Origin of the sequence: Planococcus wigleyi (assembly GCF_014836985.1) — a bacterium.
Taxonomy (GTDB): Bacteria; Bacillota; Bacilli; order Bacillales_A; family Planococcaceae; genus Planococcus; species Planococcus notacanthi.
Map to the genome: position 1 here is coordinate 152,207 of NZ_JACSPU010000003.1, position 17,834 is coordinate 170,040.

Genomic DNA, 17,834 nt, shown 5'->3' on the forward strand with positions numbered 1-17,834 from the left:
GTCTGTTATAAACCTAATTCTTTTTTGACGTCATCTAAGGAATGGGTTTTTTCCATATTGGCAAGGACCTGGTCAAAATTTTCTACGTCGATTTCATCCTCAATCTTTTCGATGATGGCATTTCTCATTAAATCAGAAACAGATGTCTTTTTTAGTTTGGCGTAGTCGCGGATGAGTTTGCCGTCTCGATCATCTACACGCAAGGAAATAGTAGCCATGGTAAAACCTCCTTCAACTCTTTGTAATACATTGTATTACAAAGAGTTGTGTTTGTAAAATGATTGATCTGAACCTCTTCATGGAAATAGTATTTTTATAGGCGCTATCTATATGCAAACACCAATATAAATAATTTCCTAATATCATAAGCAATACAGAATGGAGCTAAGAAAAGTGGCCAATAAAAAAACTTGCGACTTTTTGACTCCAGGAGTCAGTGAGGCAACTTACAACTCTTTCACGATGGATGAAAAAAATGTGTTTGATCTAATTACAACCCAAGGCGGTGGGGTAAGGGGCATTGAAATAAAAGAACAGCTCGGCATTGGCTTTGAAGAACGGAAACGAATTATCAACGCTTTGCATCATAAAGGCGCTCACATTACTCAATTTTGGTCGATTGAAAAAGTATTCAAGTAACGGATTAATCCCTTAGTAATCACTGCCATAAAACAAGGATATCAAGACATAAAATACGTAACTAGCAAGAAAGTAAGCAGAAAAAACTATTAAAACTGCATAAAAAAAATATTTTATAAAATTCATCCATATCTCAGGGTTTCCTTTATCTTTCCGAAATTCTGTTATTGTAGACTTTATGTCATTTTTCGTGTTTTCAATAATTTGAAAAAATTTATTAATTGTTCTATTTTTTTTCTCCTCAAATATAGAAGATTCTTGTATTATGCGTTCGTTATATTTATCTATTTCATAAATTTTTTCTATAATTTTTTTAAAATATGAACTGATTTGAGTGATTGCTGTTATCACAAAAATAGTTAATATAAATAATGAAAAGTTTCCATTGCCTTCGTTTATGTTTGAAATGAAGTTTGTCTCGCTTATAAAATAGCCAATTAGTATACTTCCAATAATCAAGACTGGAGAAATAAGCAATTCGTTCTGGTCTCGCTGGCTTTTAGAAGCCGGGAAGCCATAAAATGCACCCAATGTTAATCCAACACCTATAATTAAACTCATTGTCATTGAAAAGAGTTCATTATTAAGACCGTATCTTGTAAAGATTTGGTGAAAAGTGTATGCCAAGACTGAACAACCACCAGCAAATATAGCAGTATACATTATAAAAAGAAGGTAAGCATCCAATATGGATTTCAATAATCCTATAATATAAAATACTACTATCAAAAAAATCTTAGGAATATTTATTTGTTTTGAAAAAATATTCATCAAGATCATTAAAGAAAAGAGACTAAGAAAAATTATGAAGTACGACCAAAATTCTTCTCTAAAATCATAATTTGCAATCAACACTGTTGCTATGAAAAAAGCAATTAAAGATGAAAGTAGTAAACTTATAAAAAGATTAATAAATAAAACTTTAATACTAAACTTTTTCCCATCTACCTGATACAAATCTACTCTAGTAGAAAGAAAAGCTATAAATGAAATGCAAATATTAATAAAGTCTTTCATTTTTAAACTCCTTTAATAAATATAAATTACTCTCATTATATTTGTGAGTTTAATATATCACAAAAGAATATTTTTAAATAGACAGAAAATACTAATAAATTTTCTTCTAGTAGAAACTTCTCTATTTTACAACTTTTTTAGTTTTCTCTTTTAAGAATTATCACTCTTTCAACTAAATTGACATTATGTTGAAAGACATTCGTAGAGCTATATTATTATACTAGGATAGTTTTATATAAGCGTTACAACATGTAAATAATTGTGAAAAGGAGTGAGCTGTTATGGATTTTTTGCTGCTAGAGTACCAGAAACAATTAAAGCGGACTAGGGCATTAAAGCGCTCTTTGCCGAATGAAACCGCAACCGATAAAAACCGGCACACTAATTTAACTAGAATGATTGTAGATTTGAAAATCGCGGTAAATTGGCTCGAAATCGGAATTCCTTATTACAATCGCAACGGTATTTACGGGAAACAAACACTAGAATATGAATCCGCCCGACACGTAACCGATAAGCACAAAATATATAAGAATGCAGATCCTTTCGATATTGTGGAGCAGCACGTTGACGCTGATCTTGAAGAGGGTAAAAAACGCGGATACAGCAGTAAAGAAACTTATGCGTATTTGAAATGGGCAAGCAGCGCCTTATTGAAAAATCTGGCATTGTTGAGGAATGTTAACGTTCACGCGCGTGTAGGAACCTCACAAAACCTGAGATACATACGCGCGTATGCTAACAACTTTACGCGTATAGGTTTTGGAATGGTTGCAAATAGTGGCATAAACACCTATATATGTAGTGGTAAATTGTTGGAAATTGAGAGTGTAGGATGGTTGGCAAATGTCGGCAGCTCGCTTCTCTATAGCTGGAGGATGGAGGCAAGGGGTATCGTTGCTGGATGCGGCAGTAGAATTTAAAATACCTTATCAGACACTTAGACGGCGCGCGGCAGCAGGACGTTGGCGGCTGCTCCGGGAATGGCAAGAGATAGATCCAGACTGTACTTCTGTGGATGATTATATCTATCATTACAAATAGCTACAATTCCGACAAAACCTGACTTTCACGCGCGTATAGGTAATTCAGATATTTGAAGTTAATAAATGAGAGGAAATGCCGATAAAGATAGTAAAAGATATTAGGAGTAGATTAGATAATGGCAAACGGATTTTTAAGTATCCGGCATTTAAGAAATCTTTATATCATCGGGGTGGTTCTACAAATATTTCTAACGCTTGTTTTTTTACTTTTGGGAGCGGCCATAATAAGTGATATATCTTATATGTACGATCGACAAATGTTTTATGGTAGTGAAGAAACATTGGTAATCGCTTTTTGGAAATCAATGATACCTTCAGTGGGGATATACATTCTCTTAATGTTAATTCTTCACTATACCTTTAAATACAATTATAAGAGGAAAAAGAAAGAGGTTAAGCGACAGATTAATGCTTTAGCTAAGTAACAGATAGCTATGAACAATGAATGATTATTAAAACTTAAAATTGTATTGAAGGATTAAGCGTAGATAACGCAAGGAATCAACTGACTTATTAAGAGTTTCTGTTTGTTTGACCTTTATAATTGTGCTTTCTTCTATGATTTTCTTTTTTTTTAGAGGATGTTGAATCTACTAGGAAGACTATTTCGTCTGTCAGATTTTTTTGTAGTGTAAGTAATAAAAAGATCGCCTGAATGAACAGAAGATCTTTTTTATATTAGTATTCTGCAAACTCAAGCATTTCTTTTAATTTATTACCATTCCATAGAAGAGTGTTTGTGGCTTGGGCGATTTCTCTAGCACCTTTTGTGTAATCACTGTTAGTTATAACCCACGCATAATCAGCTGTATAATAATTTTTGCCTGCAACAGCTTCTTGGATTGCTGTATTGCTTACGTTAGAAGAATATCGTTTGGTCTGAATGGCGTATTTTTTATCATTCTTTAAGGCGATCAAATCAACACCTTGGTCTCCAGAACCTTTTGTTTGGGTTACGGTAAATCCTAGTTTTTGGAGAACGTTCCCGACAAATAGCTCGAAGTCAATTCCATTAAGTAAATCGAAGTTTATTTGTGATAATTGCAAGGATTTTTCTTCTTCTGTGATTACTTTTGCATTGCGTTCAAGTCTTTCAATTTTGAGGATTTTCTTCTGTTCTTCTAAATGTTTATCGATTTCATCATAAGTAATTTCAACCCCAAATTTCTTTGCTGCATACTGAAAAGTGAAATTACTAATTGATGCTTCTATCCCATCATTCATCAAAAAAAGACGGGCCATCTTTTCAGCATTTTGATCTTCAGGCTGCAGAGCATGAAGAAATGGATACTTATATAGGTCTTCTTGATATTCAGCCTCTAAGTGGTAGGAAAAAAAGAGGTGGACAAAGCTTTTTAAATTTTCATAAACAGGATATTCTTTGCTTTCAAGGAAATCAAAGAAAAATTTGATTGAAGGAAATGCAATTTCTGCATCTCCAGGACCAGAAACGTAATAGTCGTTTTGTTTTCGATTTTCATATTTTCTTATATTGAAGTGATCTTCATACAAAAGTTCAATTAATCGTTCCATCATCCCAGAAATTCTAAAGCTCGAGATATTATAGTCTTTTATAAATGATTGATAATAATGATGCAGCTGTTCGTCTACAGTTTCTAATGTGTAAAGGGGATTGATTTTTTTACTTATTGGAGGGGCTTTTGCTTGAGCTTGGAGAACAATTTCAACCTCTTCTTCGAATTCCTGAAATTCATCCCTTTTTACGTTTAATAAAAGGATTCTTTCTTCTAAACTCTCAATTTTAGCTTCCATTACCTCAATTTCTTTTTTTAACTCTTTTTTGCTTTTTGTTAATTCAATTTGTTCGCGAATAGATCTTTGATTAACAGCTTTTCTATCTTCAACAAGGCGTTCAAAAGTATCAATATCTTTTTGTACTTTTTTTAATATCTTCTGATTTTTTTCTACCTCTTCTTTGATTTTTTCTAGTCCTTTTTGATTTTTTTCGAAATCTCTTTTAGCTATGATAACTTCTGTGTATTTTTTGAACATCTCTTGCTCCCCTTTTTGATATTTCCAGAATATTACTGAATCTATTATAATCTAGAATTTTTTAAATAGTTCGTTGTATTTAAATAGTTGTTGAAAACTTTAGAGGATTAACTGTATCAGATGGACGTACCGACTTTTATTCAATAAATTACATATTTGTAATTTAAAGGATGTTATAATAATTAAAATGGGAAAAAAACTAGGATAAACCATAGAAAAAATGAATGGTATAGGCATTTTAAATTAGAGAGGTTGAGTAGATTTTATGAAAGCAAGTAGAAATGACATCTGTCCTTGTGGAAGTGAAAAGAAATATAAGAAGTGTTGCTGGAATTGGCGTGAGAAATGGGCAGCAGGGATTGATAAGTATGAATGTGACCAAGATATTAAGGACATTATTAGAGGCACTTATAACTTCATAACAGAACATGACTACCGGGGTGGCTGCCACACGATTTCTGCAATCATGCACATTCTATTAACGGAGAAGGGCTTCAATTCGGTAGTTAGACTTGGCGAAGTACAAATCGATGGAATGACCTTTGATCATTCCTGGATTGATTTAGACGGAAAGGTAATAGACATTGCAATCATGAACACTCTACAGGATGGAATTAAAATACCACCTGTGATTTTTGGTAAATCAGTGTCCACAGGAAAACAAGTTGAATATCGGTATGGAGTGTCCCAAAATATAGATGAGACTGCACAAAGAGTATTGAATATGTCCATTGGCAACTACCTTATGGGTGGAGTGGAACAAGGAACGCTTGCTATAATGAGAATCATTGCGGAAAATGCAAATATTTCTTTTGCCAGTATTGAAGAAACAGTTAGAAACTATTCCAGGGTTTATAGATTGAAATCGGTTGCACCAGTTTAAGGTTATCTAGAAAAAGAGAGACTTTTGAAGCCATAAAAAAGACCGCTAATTAAGGTGTTAATTAGCGGTCTTTCTTATTTGAGAAGGAAAGAATAGAGGGGTGATTCAAATTATTGAAGTAGTGACCACTTATGGTCCTTTGATAGGGTCCGGTACTTTTTTAGTTTATATATTAAAAGCAGCAATAGATTTTTGGTTTGTGACTGAATTAGAGAAAAAGTTAATGACGGATTATCAAAAGTTAAAGGGATTCGCTTCAAAAATGGTCATTACAATAATCCCAAGTGTGTTTTTAACTGCTCTCTATGCAGTCATATTTCAAAAAGATTTATTAGTCCAACAAGAAAACGTAAGTGAAATGGTTCTTCTAATTATGTTCTTAGCAATGATCTTTCTATTAAATATATGTATGAATCTAATAGTTACAGTAATAGAGAGGGTTTTGAATTTAAAATCCGATTACATGATACTCATAAATGAAGAAGAATGGAGGGTTGAAAGGCTGACCAAAAATAATCTGTTACTGTTAACTAATAAAGAAAATGAATATCTATTGCTAGATGAATGGAAAGATAAAAAGATTAAAAAAGTTATTGATGAGAAAAGTTATACATATAGACTTTATAGGGAAAATTCAAATTGGCAAAAGGCTATAGGAATAAGTACAACCGTATTGATATTATCTGTTTGTACTTTTGTTTTTTTCTCTGGTAGCAATTATAGCTTTGTCTTGATACTTCTAGCTTGTTTAGCCTTTTTAAGTACTTTGATAATAGTAGGAAACCTAGTCGAATATAAGAAGGATTTTGTCTAAACAAAAGGCAATGTAATTCAATTTCAAGCGTCAATTTTAACTAATGAATCTACTTTCTGTTATACATTAAAACGAGAAAATTAGGTTTTTCATCTTCTACATTGTCCAAACTCAATAGAGTAAAAGGAGACCAAAATGAAAATTGACTTAGTGAACTTGGCGAGATTGATTTCTGAAAAGAATACAGCTTTAATTATTGGAAATGGATTTAGTATGAACTTCGACAAACAGTTTGGTGACATATATAGCTCTTTAAAAGAAGCGAGCTATATAATGGGGAAAGTGGGAGAGTTTAAAATATCTCCAGCTGCAAAGCCTGCAAAAAAAGTTGTTATCAAAGAAAATTATACAGCAGTCATGAAATACATCCGTGTGCTTAATCAGGAACAAATAGAAGAGATATTTAAAGATGCGGTAGAGTTTGCAAGTTTCATTACAGAAAACTCCTTGATTTTGAGCTTTTTAAATGAAAATAAATATTTACATCGCTTAAACGTAGGACCAGATATGTTGCAAATTGCACGAGAAATATCCGAGGTTGGAAAATTAAAAGGTTTTCAATATATAAACATTGAAAACTGGCCAATACTTATTTGGCTGTATTATTTAATTGAAGAACATGAGGAATTTAAAAAATATCAAAAGCAATCAAATAAATTTATTTGCATTTTAATAATTGGAGGTAAGAAAACTATGTCTTCTTCTAATTCTCCAAACCAGGTAATGATAAAATGGAAATTTAATGGATTTTCTACTTATTACCGCTTACTCATGCTAACTATCATTTTTGGAAAAGGAAAGGCAGTTAGCTTAAATAAGTTGGAAAATATTGAAGGTATGTCACAAGACGCTTTAAGAAACTGGCTAAAGAGTTTTCAAGAAATATTTAGTTTGAATTACGACAGAATCGTAGAGAACTTGGCTGGCATTCCAGTCACTCATTTACATGGAAAGTTCCAAGATAGTTTTCAGGGATATACTTTCTTTCAGTCCTTTTCCTTAAATTACGAAGGCAAAAAGTATTTCACAAGTAACATTATTTTAGGAAGTTACATTACAAACAAAGTATTGGATGGATTGATACAACCCGTGGCTATGAAGAATCATCCTTTTACTTACATTCCAACTAATCCCTCAAAAATTTTAGGAGACAAAATTAAAAACTCGAATTTAGATCATTTTGTATTTTTTGGTTTAAATCCTGAAAATGATTATCACATCTTAAGTGGAATATACTTCAACTGTTTACAAGCAAAGATAGACCATATCCAGCTTACATTTTGTTATTACGATGAAAAAGAGGTGGAAGCTTTCACTAAGACTTGGAAGCACGTCATAAGTTTAATCTATAAAGGAAAAAAAGCATTTATACCTGTTACTCTTAACTTTGTGAATTCTAAAGAAATAGTAAGTACTCATTTTAAAAAATAAATAAGGAATTTTATTCTAATAAATGTCTTATTTAAATTTCTTTCAAAAACGATGATATATGAAAAAAGGAGAAGAACCGATTATCTTCTTCTTTTTTTGTATATTTTTAAGTCAAAAATTTTATCAAAATCAATTAATCAAAAATATCCTAGTCGTTTTGATAAAAGATGTATAAATTACTTATCTTAATGGATATTTATGTTAAAATCAGATTAGTTTGAAATTTTAAGTCGTTATATTGCAATGATTCAAATGTGCTCTTCTGTTTAACAAAAGAGATCTTTTAAAAGACAATATTCATTAAGGGGTAAAAGACTATTTTTAGACTTTAAAAGATTCTTAACTAGAGTTGAAAATCATGCAAAGTTTTTAGACTAACTAATAAAAGAAGTAAGTTTTTTAGAAGCGAACCTAGCAATTGAATAAAATATAGCTAGAATTTTAAGGAGGAGATAGTGATAAATGTTCTGGACGTTAGACTGCCAAAGGTAATTGAAACAGTAAATATCGGAAAGAATAATATTTTTCAAGTGAAAAGATACTATGATGTTGAAAAAATTAAAATAAATAAAGAACTACAACAACTAGAATTAGTTGATTCGAAAATTGTAGTCCATTTGTCGACAATTAATGATACGAGAAGAATTGCTGCTGATTTTATTTTAGAGATTAATAGTTTAGAGGGAAATAAAGAAGAGTTAGTGACTCAGATTGAAAAAGGTGTATGGAAAAACCATCCTGATTTAGAGAGTAATATAGATGTAGAGAAAGTAAGTGAATCGTGGAAAGAAAAATTTTCACCTGAACTATTACGTATCCCACAAAAGGGAGCACTTTATTCTACGCTTTCTCATTGGACGGTATCTAATAATGCAGCCACTATTGTCATGCCCACCGGTACAGGGAAAACTGAAACAATGCTTAGCATAATGTTAAGTTCTCAGATATCGAGATTAATTGTGATCGTGCCAAGCGATGCATTAAGAATCCAGCTCTCGGATAAATTTATAAGTTTAGGCGTGTTATCAGAACTCAATATGATTTCGAATATTGATTACCCTAAAGTTGGGATACTGAAAGAGGGCATTAAAGACAAAGTAGACTTTGATAGTTTTTTAAAAAATTCCAATGTAATCGTAACAACAATGGATATGTTAACAGATTTACCGGAACAGAGAGTAAAAATGATTTCAGGTATAGTTGATTACCTATTTATAGATGAAGCTCATCATATAGCAGCTAAGACATGGAGAGACTTTAAAAAACAATTTTATGATAAACGTATTCTACAATTTACTGCTACGCCCTTCAGAAATGATGGAAAACATATTGAAGGCAGTATAATCTACAATTATCCTCTCAAGAAAGCACAAGAAGAAGGCTATTTTAAAATGATTGATTTCTTACCAGTTCAAGAATTTGATGAAATAAAAGCTGATCAAGCAATTGCTAATCAAGCCATAAAAAAATTAAAAGAAGATATAAAGGCTGATTTTAATCATATTCTAATGGTCAGGGTATCCTCTAAAAAAAGAGCTAAAGAAATCTATGAACTATATAAGAATTTTAAGCAATTTAATCCAGTTGTAATTTATTCAGGAATTCCTAAGAAAGAGTTAGAAGCTTCTTTGGAAGCGTTAAAAGAAGGGAAAAGTAGAATTGTTGTATGCGTAAATATGCTCGGGGAAGGGTATGATTTACCCCAATTAAAGATTGCAGCAATGCATGATAAACATAAAAGTCTTGGAATTACATTACAATTCATTGGTCGATTCACAAGAACCGGTAAAGGAAAACTGGGAAATGCTTCATTAATAGCTAATATAGCTAATGAAGAAGTAAATAAAGAGATTGAATCCCTTTATCAAAGGGATTCAGAATGGAACAGTTTAATTCAGCGGATGAGCACCGAAACAATCGAAGAGCGAGTACAGTTAGATCAGTTTGCGGGTGCGTTTCATGGAAATACAATCACTGGGATGTCAATTCAAGAATTTCGTCCTAAAACAAGTACTGTTATATACGAATCCAAAAACAATAAATGGTTTCCTAAGACTCTTGAAGAAAAGTTAGCAAATATCGAGAATACTTGGGTGCTTTTCAACGAATTAGATAACATTTTAATAGTCGTAGAGAAAAGAAAAGGTCGCATACCATGGAGCAATAATCGAGAGATATATGATCTAACTTGGGAAGCAAGTATATTTTATTGGAATACAGATTTAAAGTTATTATTTGTTAATAGCTCAGCAAACGAATGGCTTGATAAGTGGGTCAAAATTTTATTGCCAACTTATCAAAAAGTTCAAGATGAGCTTCCATACAAAAGTTTTTATGGAGTTTCCAGGCTACAGTTAAATACAGTTGGGTTGAACGAGGCAATTAAAGGACCATTACGATATAGAATGTATACCGGTCTTGATATAGGTGACGCACTTAGTGCAGCAGAAAGAAGAACCAGTGTTAAATCTAATATTTTTGGAATCGGTTATGAAGATGGAGAAGTAAGAAGTATAGGTGCTTCTTATAAAGGGAAAGTATGGGCCAAATCTTCCTCTACAATTCCTATGTGGATTGAATGGTGTAATAAAACAGGTTACAAAATAAGAGATGAAAAAATCGAACTTGCAGATATTTTGAAAGGTGTCTTGAGGAGGGAGATAGCGGAACAGCTTCCTGAAGAAGCGCCTATAAGTGCAGATTGGCCATTTGAATTGTTTGATAAGAAATATTTTACGGCTGAATTTTTTATTGACAACCGATTATATGAGCTTAGTGAAATGACTGTGAGATTTTCAGGAAAAGAAAAAAAAAAGTTGCTGTTTGAAATTGAGACTGAAGAAAGTCGGACAGTATACAGTATGCAAATTAAAGAAAATAAAGTTTATTATGCTTTAGAAGAAGGAGCTCTAATTGAAATAAAAGAAAAGACATCTGAACCATTAAAATCCTTTGAAAGCTATTTAGAGAACCACGATATGGTATTTCGATACTTAGACACTTCATTCTTAGAAGGAAACACCATTGTGAAAGTTCCTCTTCAGAAACATGTATTTGACACGAGTAAAGTTGATGTATGGAAATGGAAAGGCGTTGATATCAAAAAAGAATCGCAGTTTGACCATAAAACAAAGAAAATAAGAACAGATTCAATTCAGTATCACGTTATAAAAGAATTAAAAAGCAAAGTAGATTATTCTATAGTGTTTGACGATGATGGAAGTGGTGAAGTGGCAGACATCATTACTATACGAGAAAATAATAATAAACTGTACTTTGAATTTTATCATTGTAAATATTCAGATGCAGCTAAACCAGGTAGTCGAATAAAAGATTTATATGAAGTATGTGGACAAGCAAGTAAAAGTGTAGATTGGCGTAGTAATATGACAAAATTAATTAGTCATATGAAAGAGAGAGAGAGAAAACGTAGAAAAAAAGACGAACGTACTCGATTTGAAGTAGGGAATATGGAGGCTTTACAATTATTGAGTAAAAAAATCCAAAAGCTGGATTGTGATTTAAAGGTTTATATTGTACAGCCGGGCATAATTGCAGAAAAATTAACTGAAGCTCAGTTAAACGTCTTAGCTTCGACAGAGAACTATTTAAAAGTCACATATAGAATTGACTTAGCTATAATTTCAAGCTAAGTGAAATATAAGCTCTGACTTCCAAGTCAGAGCTTATATATTAAGAATTTCTTTTTAGAAAATTATAAAAGTCCTTAATTAACCCTTTTTTTAATCAGCGTCCTTAATGCCCATTCCTGTACCGAAAGACCTTCCGCTTCTGCAAGCCCCACCAACTCTTCATAGACTTCTTCTTTAAATACCAATTGAACCGTCCGGTCACTTCGGCTGAAAATCCAATGGTTTCCTTCGCTCACGACTTTTCCGGACTGAATATAGTTCCGCAAGATCCGCAGCGCATCTTTCGCCACAAATTCATTAAGCGGGTATTGCCCGTTCCGAATAGAGGCAACCAGTTGACCGTTCCGGACTTCCGCATTGAAATTTTCCACCCCGCAGACGGCATACAATACATCCAAGATCCGGTAAAAGGCTTTCTTTCCGGTCGGCACCACCAGATCGGTGAATCCCTGCTGCACTTCTTGCTTTTCTTGGTGGATTGCATAGCGCGGTTCCAGGTCATAGGAACGCAAGGCTTCTAGATAAAGCAGAAAGTCATTATCGTCCAGGAAAAAGCCCAGCTCCTTCTGGTCGTTGTACTTCAGGCGGACCGGCTGTTCCCCGGCCAACAGGAAGGACTGGTACAGCGCTACGTCGGCTGCTGGAACGTAGAGGTGATTCCGCTTCGAGCGTGTCGACTTCTGCTGCTTCAGGTATGCGCCGATTTCCTGTTCCTGTTCTTTGGTGACGGCGTAGCGCTGCTTCGCCGAATGAACGGTAAGGGGAACCGATTGGATGTCCAGGGTCAATGCCGATATGGCTTCCTTCACTTTTTGCGGATAGACGCCGAACTGCTTGGCCACTTCCGTGATGGAACGTCCAGCCGCATGCAATTGTTCTTGTTCTGCCTTCAGTTGATCAACATCCTCCCGGACAAAGCGAGTGGAACCCGACAGGTTATGCGGATCGTCCACTTTCCGTATCCAGCCCTTGTTCGCATAGCCATAGACGGTCGGCACACTGCAGCCCAGCACGCGCGCCACTTCTGCGGCGGTGTAGGACGGCTGCATCAGCCATTCACCCCGTACTTCCGGATAATCAGTGCCTGCAGGAACGTATGAAACAGGTCGTGATCCAGTGAGCCGACCAAGTCGGAGAGAGACGTTTCGTAGTCTTGGCCGAACAAGTCGGCTGCGGCCCGGGCGATTTTTGCATAGCCGCGGCTGAAATCGGTCTCATTGAACATGTCGAATGAACGGAATCCGTTGCTGCTGAAGTAAGGGCCCATCTTGGCGTACGATTCATCATCACTGGTCAGGATAAACAGCACCGCCTGGTACTCGGGACTGGTTTGCTGGTAACGCGCCAAGTCATTCAGCCGTTGGAAGAACAACGACCGGTGGGAAGCGGACAAAAATTGCGGGGAAAGCACCGGCTTTTCCGGGCGTTGGCCGCTGTGATTGGAATGTGAATGGGACATGGATTTTCCTCTTTTCGTTTCGCTTATTTTTGAGTTTCTTCTATTATATAGTGCGTTTCTTTCGGACCCATTTATCGAGCTGCATGCTGTTCATGATTTCATGTGGACGCTATCAGGCATTTCAACCGATTGGGGTACTTGTTTTGCTAATGGCCGTGAATAGTTCCTTCAGCCAATTGTCATTTATCTAGATTCCTCATACGGGCTTTTCTTTTGCTTGAGGGATTCTCCTGGTTGAAAAGCCGACGATAGATTCGATAATTATAGTTTCCTTTTTTAAACTCACTTTTGCTTCACCCAGTTGGATGGAGGTTGGCCACTTGCTTCATTTTGAACATCTTCTTTTGTTGAAAAGCCTAAGCCATTTTTATTTATCTATAATCTAAATTCATTATACTATACACAATATAAGAGTAAATTAAGTTTAGTTAATTATAAAATATAATGATAATAAATAAATTAACTAAACCTAAACAAAGGGACCATTTGTTTCAATTTATTAGTAAATAAGCTAAAATAAAGGGATAAAGATAATCGATGCTTATAAAATTCGAGATGAACGAGAAAAAGGAAGAGGAGGGAGGAAACCAATGAATCAGCTAATAAAGTCGAAAAAATTCGACATTTCAGCTGGAACGAATTTTTCACTGGCGGAGCTGCAGGAAAAGATCGACGCGGCGGAAAAGGCGAAGCAAAATCCGTTCCGTGAGTTTGATGACGTGGAAATCCTCCTGTGGTACATCCACGAACAGAAGCACGCCGATGCCAAAAACGACCGGTCGGACCGGACGCGGACCGAATACGAGAACGAGCTGCGGCTGTTCATCGAACACCTGTTAACCTACGGTTCTGAAATCGGCATTGATTTGGATGCAATCGAAGAAGGGTCGTTGTTCAAGTCGCTGGCGCCTCGGCATCTGCGGCGCTACCAGGAATGGCTCACAAAAGAGAGCCCGCATGTGCAGAAAGGGAAGGTTTACAGTCCGGCGACCATTTCTAGAAAAACGACGATCCTGAAGTCGTTCTTCCGGTACCTGTATAAGGTGAACTACATAAGTAGGGACATTGCCGAGGGCTTGCGGATCGCGTCGGTGCGGAAGGACGACCGGCCGGACCGCGACCTGGGACCGCAGGACGTGGTGACGATTTTGCGCGGCTGCCGGGCCATCAATCATCCGGTGCTGTTCGGCATTGTGTTGGTGTTGACCGCGACCGGCATCCGCAACGAGGAATTCTGCCGGCTGACGGTGGGGAATGTCAAGGCGGACCGGATCCACGGGGGTCATTTTCTGGAAGTGACCGGCAAGGGCAACAAGAAGCGGCAGATCCCGCTGAAGCTGAAAGTCACCGACAGCATCCGCCAGTTCCGGCAGGCGCGAGGCTTGCCGGCGCTTGGCGAAGCGGATCCGGCCGCGCCGCTGTTCACAACGAGCCGGGGAACGGCGTTCTCGCCGTCCTACCTGGTCAGCTACCTAGCGAAGGAGCTGGAAAAAATCGAGTTGGAGGGCATCGAGATGAAGTTGACGCCGCATGTGTTCCGCCATGCGTTCGCAATCACGTCCCGATTGAATAAAGCGGATGTCTACGACATCATGCGTTCGTTGGGGCATGAAAAATTGGAAACAACGCAGATTTATTTGGAGAAGGTCTTTGCGCGGGAAGGGCATGCCATTAATCAATGGTCTGATGATGCTCTAGAAGACTTTTTGTAATCAAAATTCTAAAGATAAGATAAAAATATGAAATGATCCCCTCTAACAGCATTTTTGAGGGGATTTATTTTAATCGAATTATTTTCGAGCGGATTATCTAAAATTTTCACAAGCATTTTTACAGAGGGAGAAACTAGTTATTTTTAATAGTGTCACTGTCGGTGATAAAATCCCCAATAACGCCGTTTTAAAATTCCCCACTTATCAAGGATAATCGACATATACCACGTTGCAGAGGTTCTTTTCAGAAGGTTACAAGAATCGGGACCCACAAACGATCGTTTCAAGTTTCCTGATTCCGATGAGTATGTATTTCAGGGGGACAAGAGATGCGACTCCTACTATTAATAATGTTGTCTCTTTGACCGATTATCGCAATAGACGATAATAAATGGATTAACACCTAAATTCCACAGGTTTTCGGGTCTTTGTTTTTCGGTGTTTTTACTTACAGTTTTTCCCTCCTTTTTTAGTTATAATGGAATTAACAAACTTATTCTAAGGGATGGTATTTTGAAAAGAGTAAAACTAACAGAACTGAACATCCTTAAGCAGAGATTAAATTCGCAATTAAACGTACAACACGTCATATCTTCCAAACTCAATCCTTTAAAATCTAAGCTTATTATGCCAAAAACCAATTTCCCAAAAATGATTATCCCTAAAAGTGCTTTACCCGTCTTCCAATCACGAAAAATAGAAATGCCTAAATACTCCATCTCTAACTTCAGTGCTCCTTTATATAAGATTCCTAAAATTGTTATGCCTAGAGTTACTTTCCCTAAGTTAAAAATTGATTATGAAAGAATCGAAACGATCACCAATGACAATTCGAATTACGGTTGGACACTCACTAGAGAAATAAGCATATTCGAATACCTTAATGATGAACTTCTCAATTCTACTTTAGAAGAAAAGGACGATTATTTTTATAACTACTATTCTAAAAATGATTGGCAACATTACCACTTAATGAAAGAATCATTAATTGAAAGTGTCGATGCCAAATGGTTGGACTTAATGAATGATTGTTTCGACAGTTTCGAACAAGATAAATACAAAATGGTGATTCCAATATTGTTTTCAATTATCGAAGGCGAATCAGCTTTTATTTATCGAACAGATATGATAGGTGGAAGACTCATTACTTTTATGAAATCTCAGGTCAGTACCGAACAAGACCAGTTCACTAAAATTGCAATTTATTCTTTAACGAATTGTATGAAGAAACAACTTTTTCGTATTCACGATTTCAATAAAAAAAGAAAACCCGTTATCAATCGCAACTGGGTATCACACGGTCGTGATGATCCGAAGCACTGGCAGAAAGTTGATGCCCTTCGTCTCTTCAATGTGTTATCGACCTTGCAGCTTGTTAAGGAATATAAAGATTAATAAAGGAGAGATTAACTTATGGGATATGAACTAATGGGAACAACCGAAAAAGCTTGTCCGTGTGGCAAATCGCTTATAATAGAAAGTCGATATATGGATGATTGGAACCGAACCAAAAGTGATTACGAAATGGTTTGTGAGACTTGTCGAAGCGAATACACACACCAAGAGGGTCAGTGGGTAAAATTAGTAGATTGGCAAAAGAAAGCCGTTGCTGTACAGAGATATAATACAAAAAGGCTTTCGGTTGAAAAACTAGCTGCCGAAGAACTGGCCGATGAATGGTACCAACACTTCGCTCATATCAAAACAAAAAAAGGTTTTTACAATGCTATGGCCGAGGATACAGGTGCGGGTCTCACTATATCGCGTTTCAACAAAGAAGTAGCTGGAAAGTCAATGGAAGAAACAATCAAGCTGCTATTCGGTGAAATGCTGAGATCTTGGGGGCCTGAAGTAGTGGCGGAGAAAATTTCTTCTAAAAACGAAAAGATCATTGCTGAATCGGAATCACTTAAAAAGTTATTTGCTGAAAAAAGAGCAGCCGAAATCGAATGGTACAAAATGCTTCGCAGATAAGGAGAGCCCAGCGGTTCTCTTTTATTTGTGTGAAAAAACGACCGAAGCCACTCCTTAATTGATTAATTTAATTACTGCCTTTTTCCAAAGCGAACCAACCGTTTTAACCATTTCAATCTTTTCCTCCAATGCATCCAGGATTTCCTGATTCATATTGAACTCTGTTGCAGCGTTAACCGCTTGTTTTAGTTCCTTGTTGGTTTTCCTGATGTCTTTCGTCATTACCTTTCTACAACGGTTGTTGGCTTATCCATAAGAACGTGCCTATCCGTGAAATGCGATACAATTGAGTAACTACGACAGAGGGAGAGATTTCTTTGAACAGAATCACTAGAATTCGAAAAGGTTTTGAACAAGCAGGGGAGATTGTTCTGAAAATTCAAAAGCGGATGGAAACAGTAGAAAAAGAATTTCGAAAATGGCTGGATGAAAACGGCATTGAAGCAAAGGATTTCGAAGGCGTTGTTGAAGAGCTGTCTCAAAATTTATATGAAAACACTAAAGAGATTGCGGACCACAACTCAAAGTTCGGATGGACACTGGCGGGTGCAATGGATCCATTCATTTATATAGACGACCAACTATTAGGAAAATCAAAAGAAGAGTTGGATGCGCATTTCTATAACTATTACTCAGAAGAAGATTGGAACAGTTACAAAGTGTTGAAAAAAGACATTGTTGGGCGCATTGATCCTAAGTGGAACGAATTGATTGACGATTGTTTTTTCCTGTTTGAAAACGACCGATATAAATCAGCAATCCCTGTGCTTTTTAGTGTTATTGAAGGAGAACTTGGGACCACATTAGATTCGGATGAAGTTGGCACAAGACTGGTAAGGGATATGAAAAGGGCTGCCAAAGGGGAAGAGGCAAGATTCAGGAAAGTTGTGCTGTATTCAATTGTGAAGTGTTTTGACAAGGGGTTATTTGTTCGAAATGAATTCAAGGATGAACGGAAACCTGTTATCAATCGTCATTGGGTATCCCACGGACGCGACAACCCGAACTTATGGGAGGAGGTTGACTTTCTCCGATTAATTACTGTTTTGAATTCTATTCAATTCGTTCAGGAAATGGCCGAGGAAGAAAAGACCTCTTAAAAAAATAAGAAGTCTTTGCTGGTTTTAAAGAACTTGATAAGGATTTTCGTATTTACCAAGCGCGAAAATCGGAAATAGAACGCGCAATTGAAA

Annotated in this window: 17 protein-coding genes; 11 read left to right on the plus strand and 6 right to left on the minus strand. The window is 36.0% G+C overall.

Going from position 1 to position 17,834, the window contains the following annotated elements; all coding sequences use genetic code 11:
* Positions 1 to 5: 5 nt before the first annotated feature.
* Complete coding sequence (gene relB, locus H9630_RS09420; RefSeq protein ID WP_191715264.1) at positions 6 to 218, minus strand: type II toxin-antitoxin system RelB family antitoxin; 213 nt, start codon at positions 216 to 218, stop codon at positions 6 to 8.
* 175 nt (positions 219 to 393) lie between these two features.
* On the opposite strand from relB, the gene H9630_RS09425 reads away from it, so the two are divergent.
* Positions 394 to 639 carry a hypothetical protein gene (locus H9630_RS09425; RefSeq protein ID WP_191715265.1) on the plus strand — a complete coding sequence of 82 codons (246 nt, stop codon included), beginning with the start codon at positions 394 to 396 and terminating at the stop codon, positions 637 to 639.
* 12 nt (positions 640 to 651) lie between these two features.
* Here the strand turns inward: H9630_RS09425 and H9630_RS09430 are convergent, their stop codons facing one another.
* Positions 652 to 1,656, minus strand: a complete 1,005-nt coding sequence (locus tag H9630_RS09430) for a hypothetical protein (RefSeq protein WP_191715266.1) — start codon at positions 1,654 to 1,656, stop codon at positions 652 to 654.
* Between the two features lie 281 nt (positions 1,657 to 1,937).
* Here H9630_RS09430 and H9630_RS09435 point away from each other — a divergent pair, with 281 nt between their 5' ends.
* Positions 1,938 to 2,579: a hypothetical protein gene (locus tag H9630_RS09435; RefSeq protein ID WP_191715267.1), complete on the plus strand. Its 642-nt coding sequence runs from the start codon at positions 1,938 to 1,940 to the stop codon at positions 2,577 to 2,579.
* A gap of 239 nt (positions 2,580 to 2,818) precedes the next feature.
* A complete protein-coding gene (locus H9630_RS09440; RefSeq protein WP_191715268.1) occupies positions 2,819 to 3,127 on the plus strand; it encodes a hypothetical protein in 309 nt (102 codons plus the stop codon).
* Between the two features lie 253 nt (positions 3,128 to 3,380).
* On the opposite strand, the gene H9630_RS09445 is transcribed toward H9630_RS09440, so the two are convergent.
* Complete coding sequence (locus tag H9630_RS09445) at positions 3,381 to 4,715, minus strand: restriction endonuclease (protein WP_191715269.1); 1,335 nt, start codon at positions 4,713 to 4,715, stop codon at positions 3,381 to 3,383.
* Between the two features lie 265 nt (positions 4,716 to 4,980).
* Here H9630_RS09445 and H9630_RS09450 point away from each other — a divergent pair, with 265 nt between their 5' ends.
* The 4 genes from H9630_RS09450 to H9630_RS09465 all read left to right on the plus strand — a co-directional run bounded on the left by H9630_RS09450 (position 4,981) and on the right by H9630_RS09465 (position 11,496).
* Positions 4,981 to 5,598, plus strand: a complete 618-nt coding sequence (locus tag H9630_RS09450; RefSeq protein WP_225218475.1) for a YecA family protein — start codon at positions 4,981 to 4,983, stop codon at positions 5,596 to 5,598.
* A 100-nt stretch (positions 5,599 to 5,698) separates the two neighbouring features.
* A complete protein-coding gene (locus tag H9630_RS09455; RefSeq protein ID WP_191715270.1) occupies positions 5,699 to 6,412 on the plus strand; it encodes a hypothetical protein in 714 nt (237 codons plus the stop codon).
* 135 nt (positions 6,413 to 6,547) lie between these two features.
* The gene (locus tag H9630_RS09460; RefSeq protein ID WP_191715271.1) at positions 6,548 to 7,843 is read left to right on the plus strand and encodes a hypothetical protein; all 1,296 of its coding nucleotides are present in this window, start codon (positions 6,548 to 6,550) and stop codon (positions 7,841 to 7,843) included.
* A gap of 455 nt (positions 7,844 to 8,298) precedes the next feature.
* On the plus strand, positions 8,299 to 11,496 hold the full coding sequence (locus tag H9630_RS09465) for a DEAD/DEAH box helicase (RefSeq protein WP_191715272.1): 3,198 nt from the start codon (positions 8,299 to 8,301) through the stop codon (positions 11,494 to 11,496).
* Positions 11,497 to 11,570: 74 nt separating this feature from the next.
* Here H9630_RS09465 and H9630_RS09470 read toward each other — a convergent pair whose 3' ends face one another.
* Complete coding sequence (locus tag H9630_RS09470; protein ID WP_191715273.1) at positions 11,571 to 12,545, minus strand: helix-turn-helix domain-containing protein; 975 nt, start codon at positions 12,543 to 12,545, stop codon at positions 11,571 to 11,573.
* On the minus strand, positions 12,545 to 12,955 hold the full coding sequence (locus H9630_RS09475) for a hypothetical protein (protein WP_191715274.1): 411 nt from the start codon (positions 12,953 to 12,955) through the stop codon (positions 12,545 to 12,547). Before H9630_RS09475 ends, H9630_RS09470 begins: the two co-directional genes overlap by 1 nt.
* Positions 12,956 to 13,545: 590 nt before the next feature.
* On the opposite strand from H9630_RS09475, the gene H9630_RS09480 reads away from it, so the two are divergent.
* The 3 genes from H9630_RS09480 (at position 13,546) to H9630_RS09490 (ending at position 16,641) form a co-directional block, all read left to right on the plus strand.
* On the plus strand, positions 13,546 to 14,667 hold the full coding sequence (locus H9630_RS09480; RefSeq protein ID WP_191715275.1) for a tyrosine-type recombinase/integrase: 1,122 nt from the start codon (positions 13,546 to 13,548) through the stop codon (positions 14,665 to 14,667).
* Positions 14,668 to 15,180: 513 nt separating this feature from the next.
* Positions 15,181 to 16,062 carry a hypothetical protein gene (locus H9630_RS09485; RefSeq protein ID WP_191715276.1) on the plus strand — a complete coding sequence of 294 codons (882 nt, stop codon included), beginning with the start codon at positions 15,181 to 15,183 and terminating at the stop codon, positions 16,060 to 16,062.
* Between the two features lie 18 nt (positions 16,063 to 16,080).
* A complete protein-coding gene (locus tag H9630_RS09490; protein WP_191715277.1) occupies positions 16,081 to 16,641 on the plus strand; it encodes a hypothetical protein in 561 nt (186 codons plus the stop codon).
* Positions 16,642 to 16,695: 54 nt separating this feature from the next.
* On the opposite strand, the gene H9630_RS09495 is transcribed toward H9630_RS09490, so the two are convergent.
* Positions 16,696 to 16,863, minus strand: coding sequence for a hypothetical protein (locus tag H9630_RS09495; protein ID WP_191715278.1), 168 nt, complete (start codon positions 16,861 to 16,863; stop codon positions 16,696 to 16,698).
* A gap of 95 nt (positions 16,864 to 16,958) precedes the next feature.
* On the opposite strand from H9630_RS09495, the gene H9630_RS09500 reads away from it, so the two are divergent.
* Complete coding sequence (locus H9630_RS09500) at positions 16,959 to 17,741, plus strand: hypothetical protein (RefSeq protein ID WP_191715279.1); 783 nt, start codon at positions 16,959 to 16,961, stop codon at positions 17,739 to 17,741.
* Positions 17,742 to 17,834 lie beyond the last annotated feature (93 nt).

Excerpts from the sequence above, each read along its gene's own strand:
- H9630_RS09495 (WP_191715278.1), bottom strand. The coding sequence starts at position 16,863 with ATGACGAAAGACATCAGGAAAACCAACAAGGAACTAAAACAAGCGGTT.
- H9630_RS09440 (WP_191715268.1), top strand. The coding sequence starts at position 2,819 with ATGGCAAACGGATTTTTAAGTATCCGGCATTTAAGAAATCTTTATATC.
- H9630_RS09490 (WP_191715277.1), top strand. The coding sequence starts at position 16,081 with ATGGGATATGAACTAATGGGAACAACCGAAAAAGCTTGTCCGTGTGGC.
- H9630_RS09430 (WP_191715266.1), bottom strand. The coding sequence starts at position 1,656 with ATGAAAGACTTTATTAATATTTGCATTTCATTTATAGCTTTTCTTTCT.
- H9630_RS09470 (WP_191715273.1), bottom strand. The coding sequence starts at position 12,545 with ATGCAGCCGTCCTACACCGCCGCAGAAGTGGCGCGCGTGCTGGGCTGC.
- relB (WP_191715264.1), bottom strand. The coding sequence starts at position 218 with ATGGCTACTATTTCCTTGCGTGTAGATGATCGAGACGGCAAACTCATC.
- H9630_RS09460 (WP_191715271.1), top strand. The coding sequence starts at position 6,548 with ATGAAAATTGACTTAGTGAACTTGGCGAGATTGATTTCTGAAAAGAAT.
- H9630_RS09475 (WP_191715274.1), bottom strand. The coding sequence starts at position 12,955 with ATGTCCCATTCACATTCCAATCACAGCGGCCAACGCCCGGAAAAGCCG.
- H9630_RS09450 (WP_225218475.1), top strand. The coding sequence starts at position 4,981 with ATGAAAGCAAGTAGAAATGACATCTGTCCTTGTGGAAGTGAAAAGAAA.
- H9630_RS09435 (WP_191715267.1), top strand. The coding sequence starts at position 1,938 with ATGGATTTTTTGCTGCTAGAGTACCAGAAACAATTAAAGCGGACTAGG.
- H9630_RS09445 (WP_191715269.1), bottom strand. The coding sequence starts at position 4,715 with ATGTTCAAAAAATACACAGAAGTTATCATAGCTAAAAGAGATTTCGAA.
- H9630_RS09480 (WP_191715275.1), top strand. The coding sequence starts at position 13,546 with ATGAATCAGCTAATAAAGTCGAAAAAATTCGACATTTCAGCTGGAACG.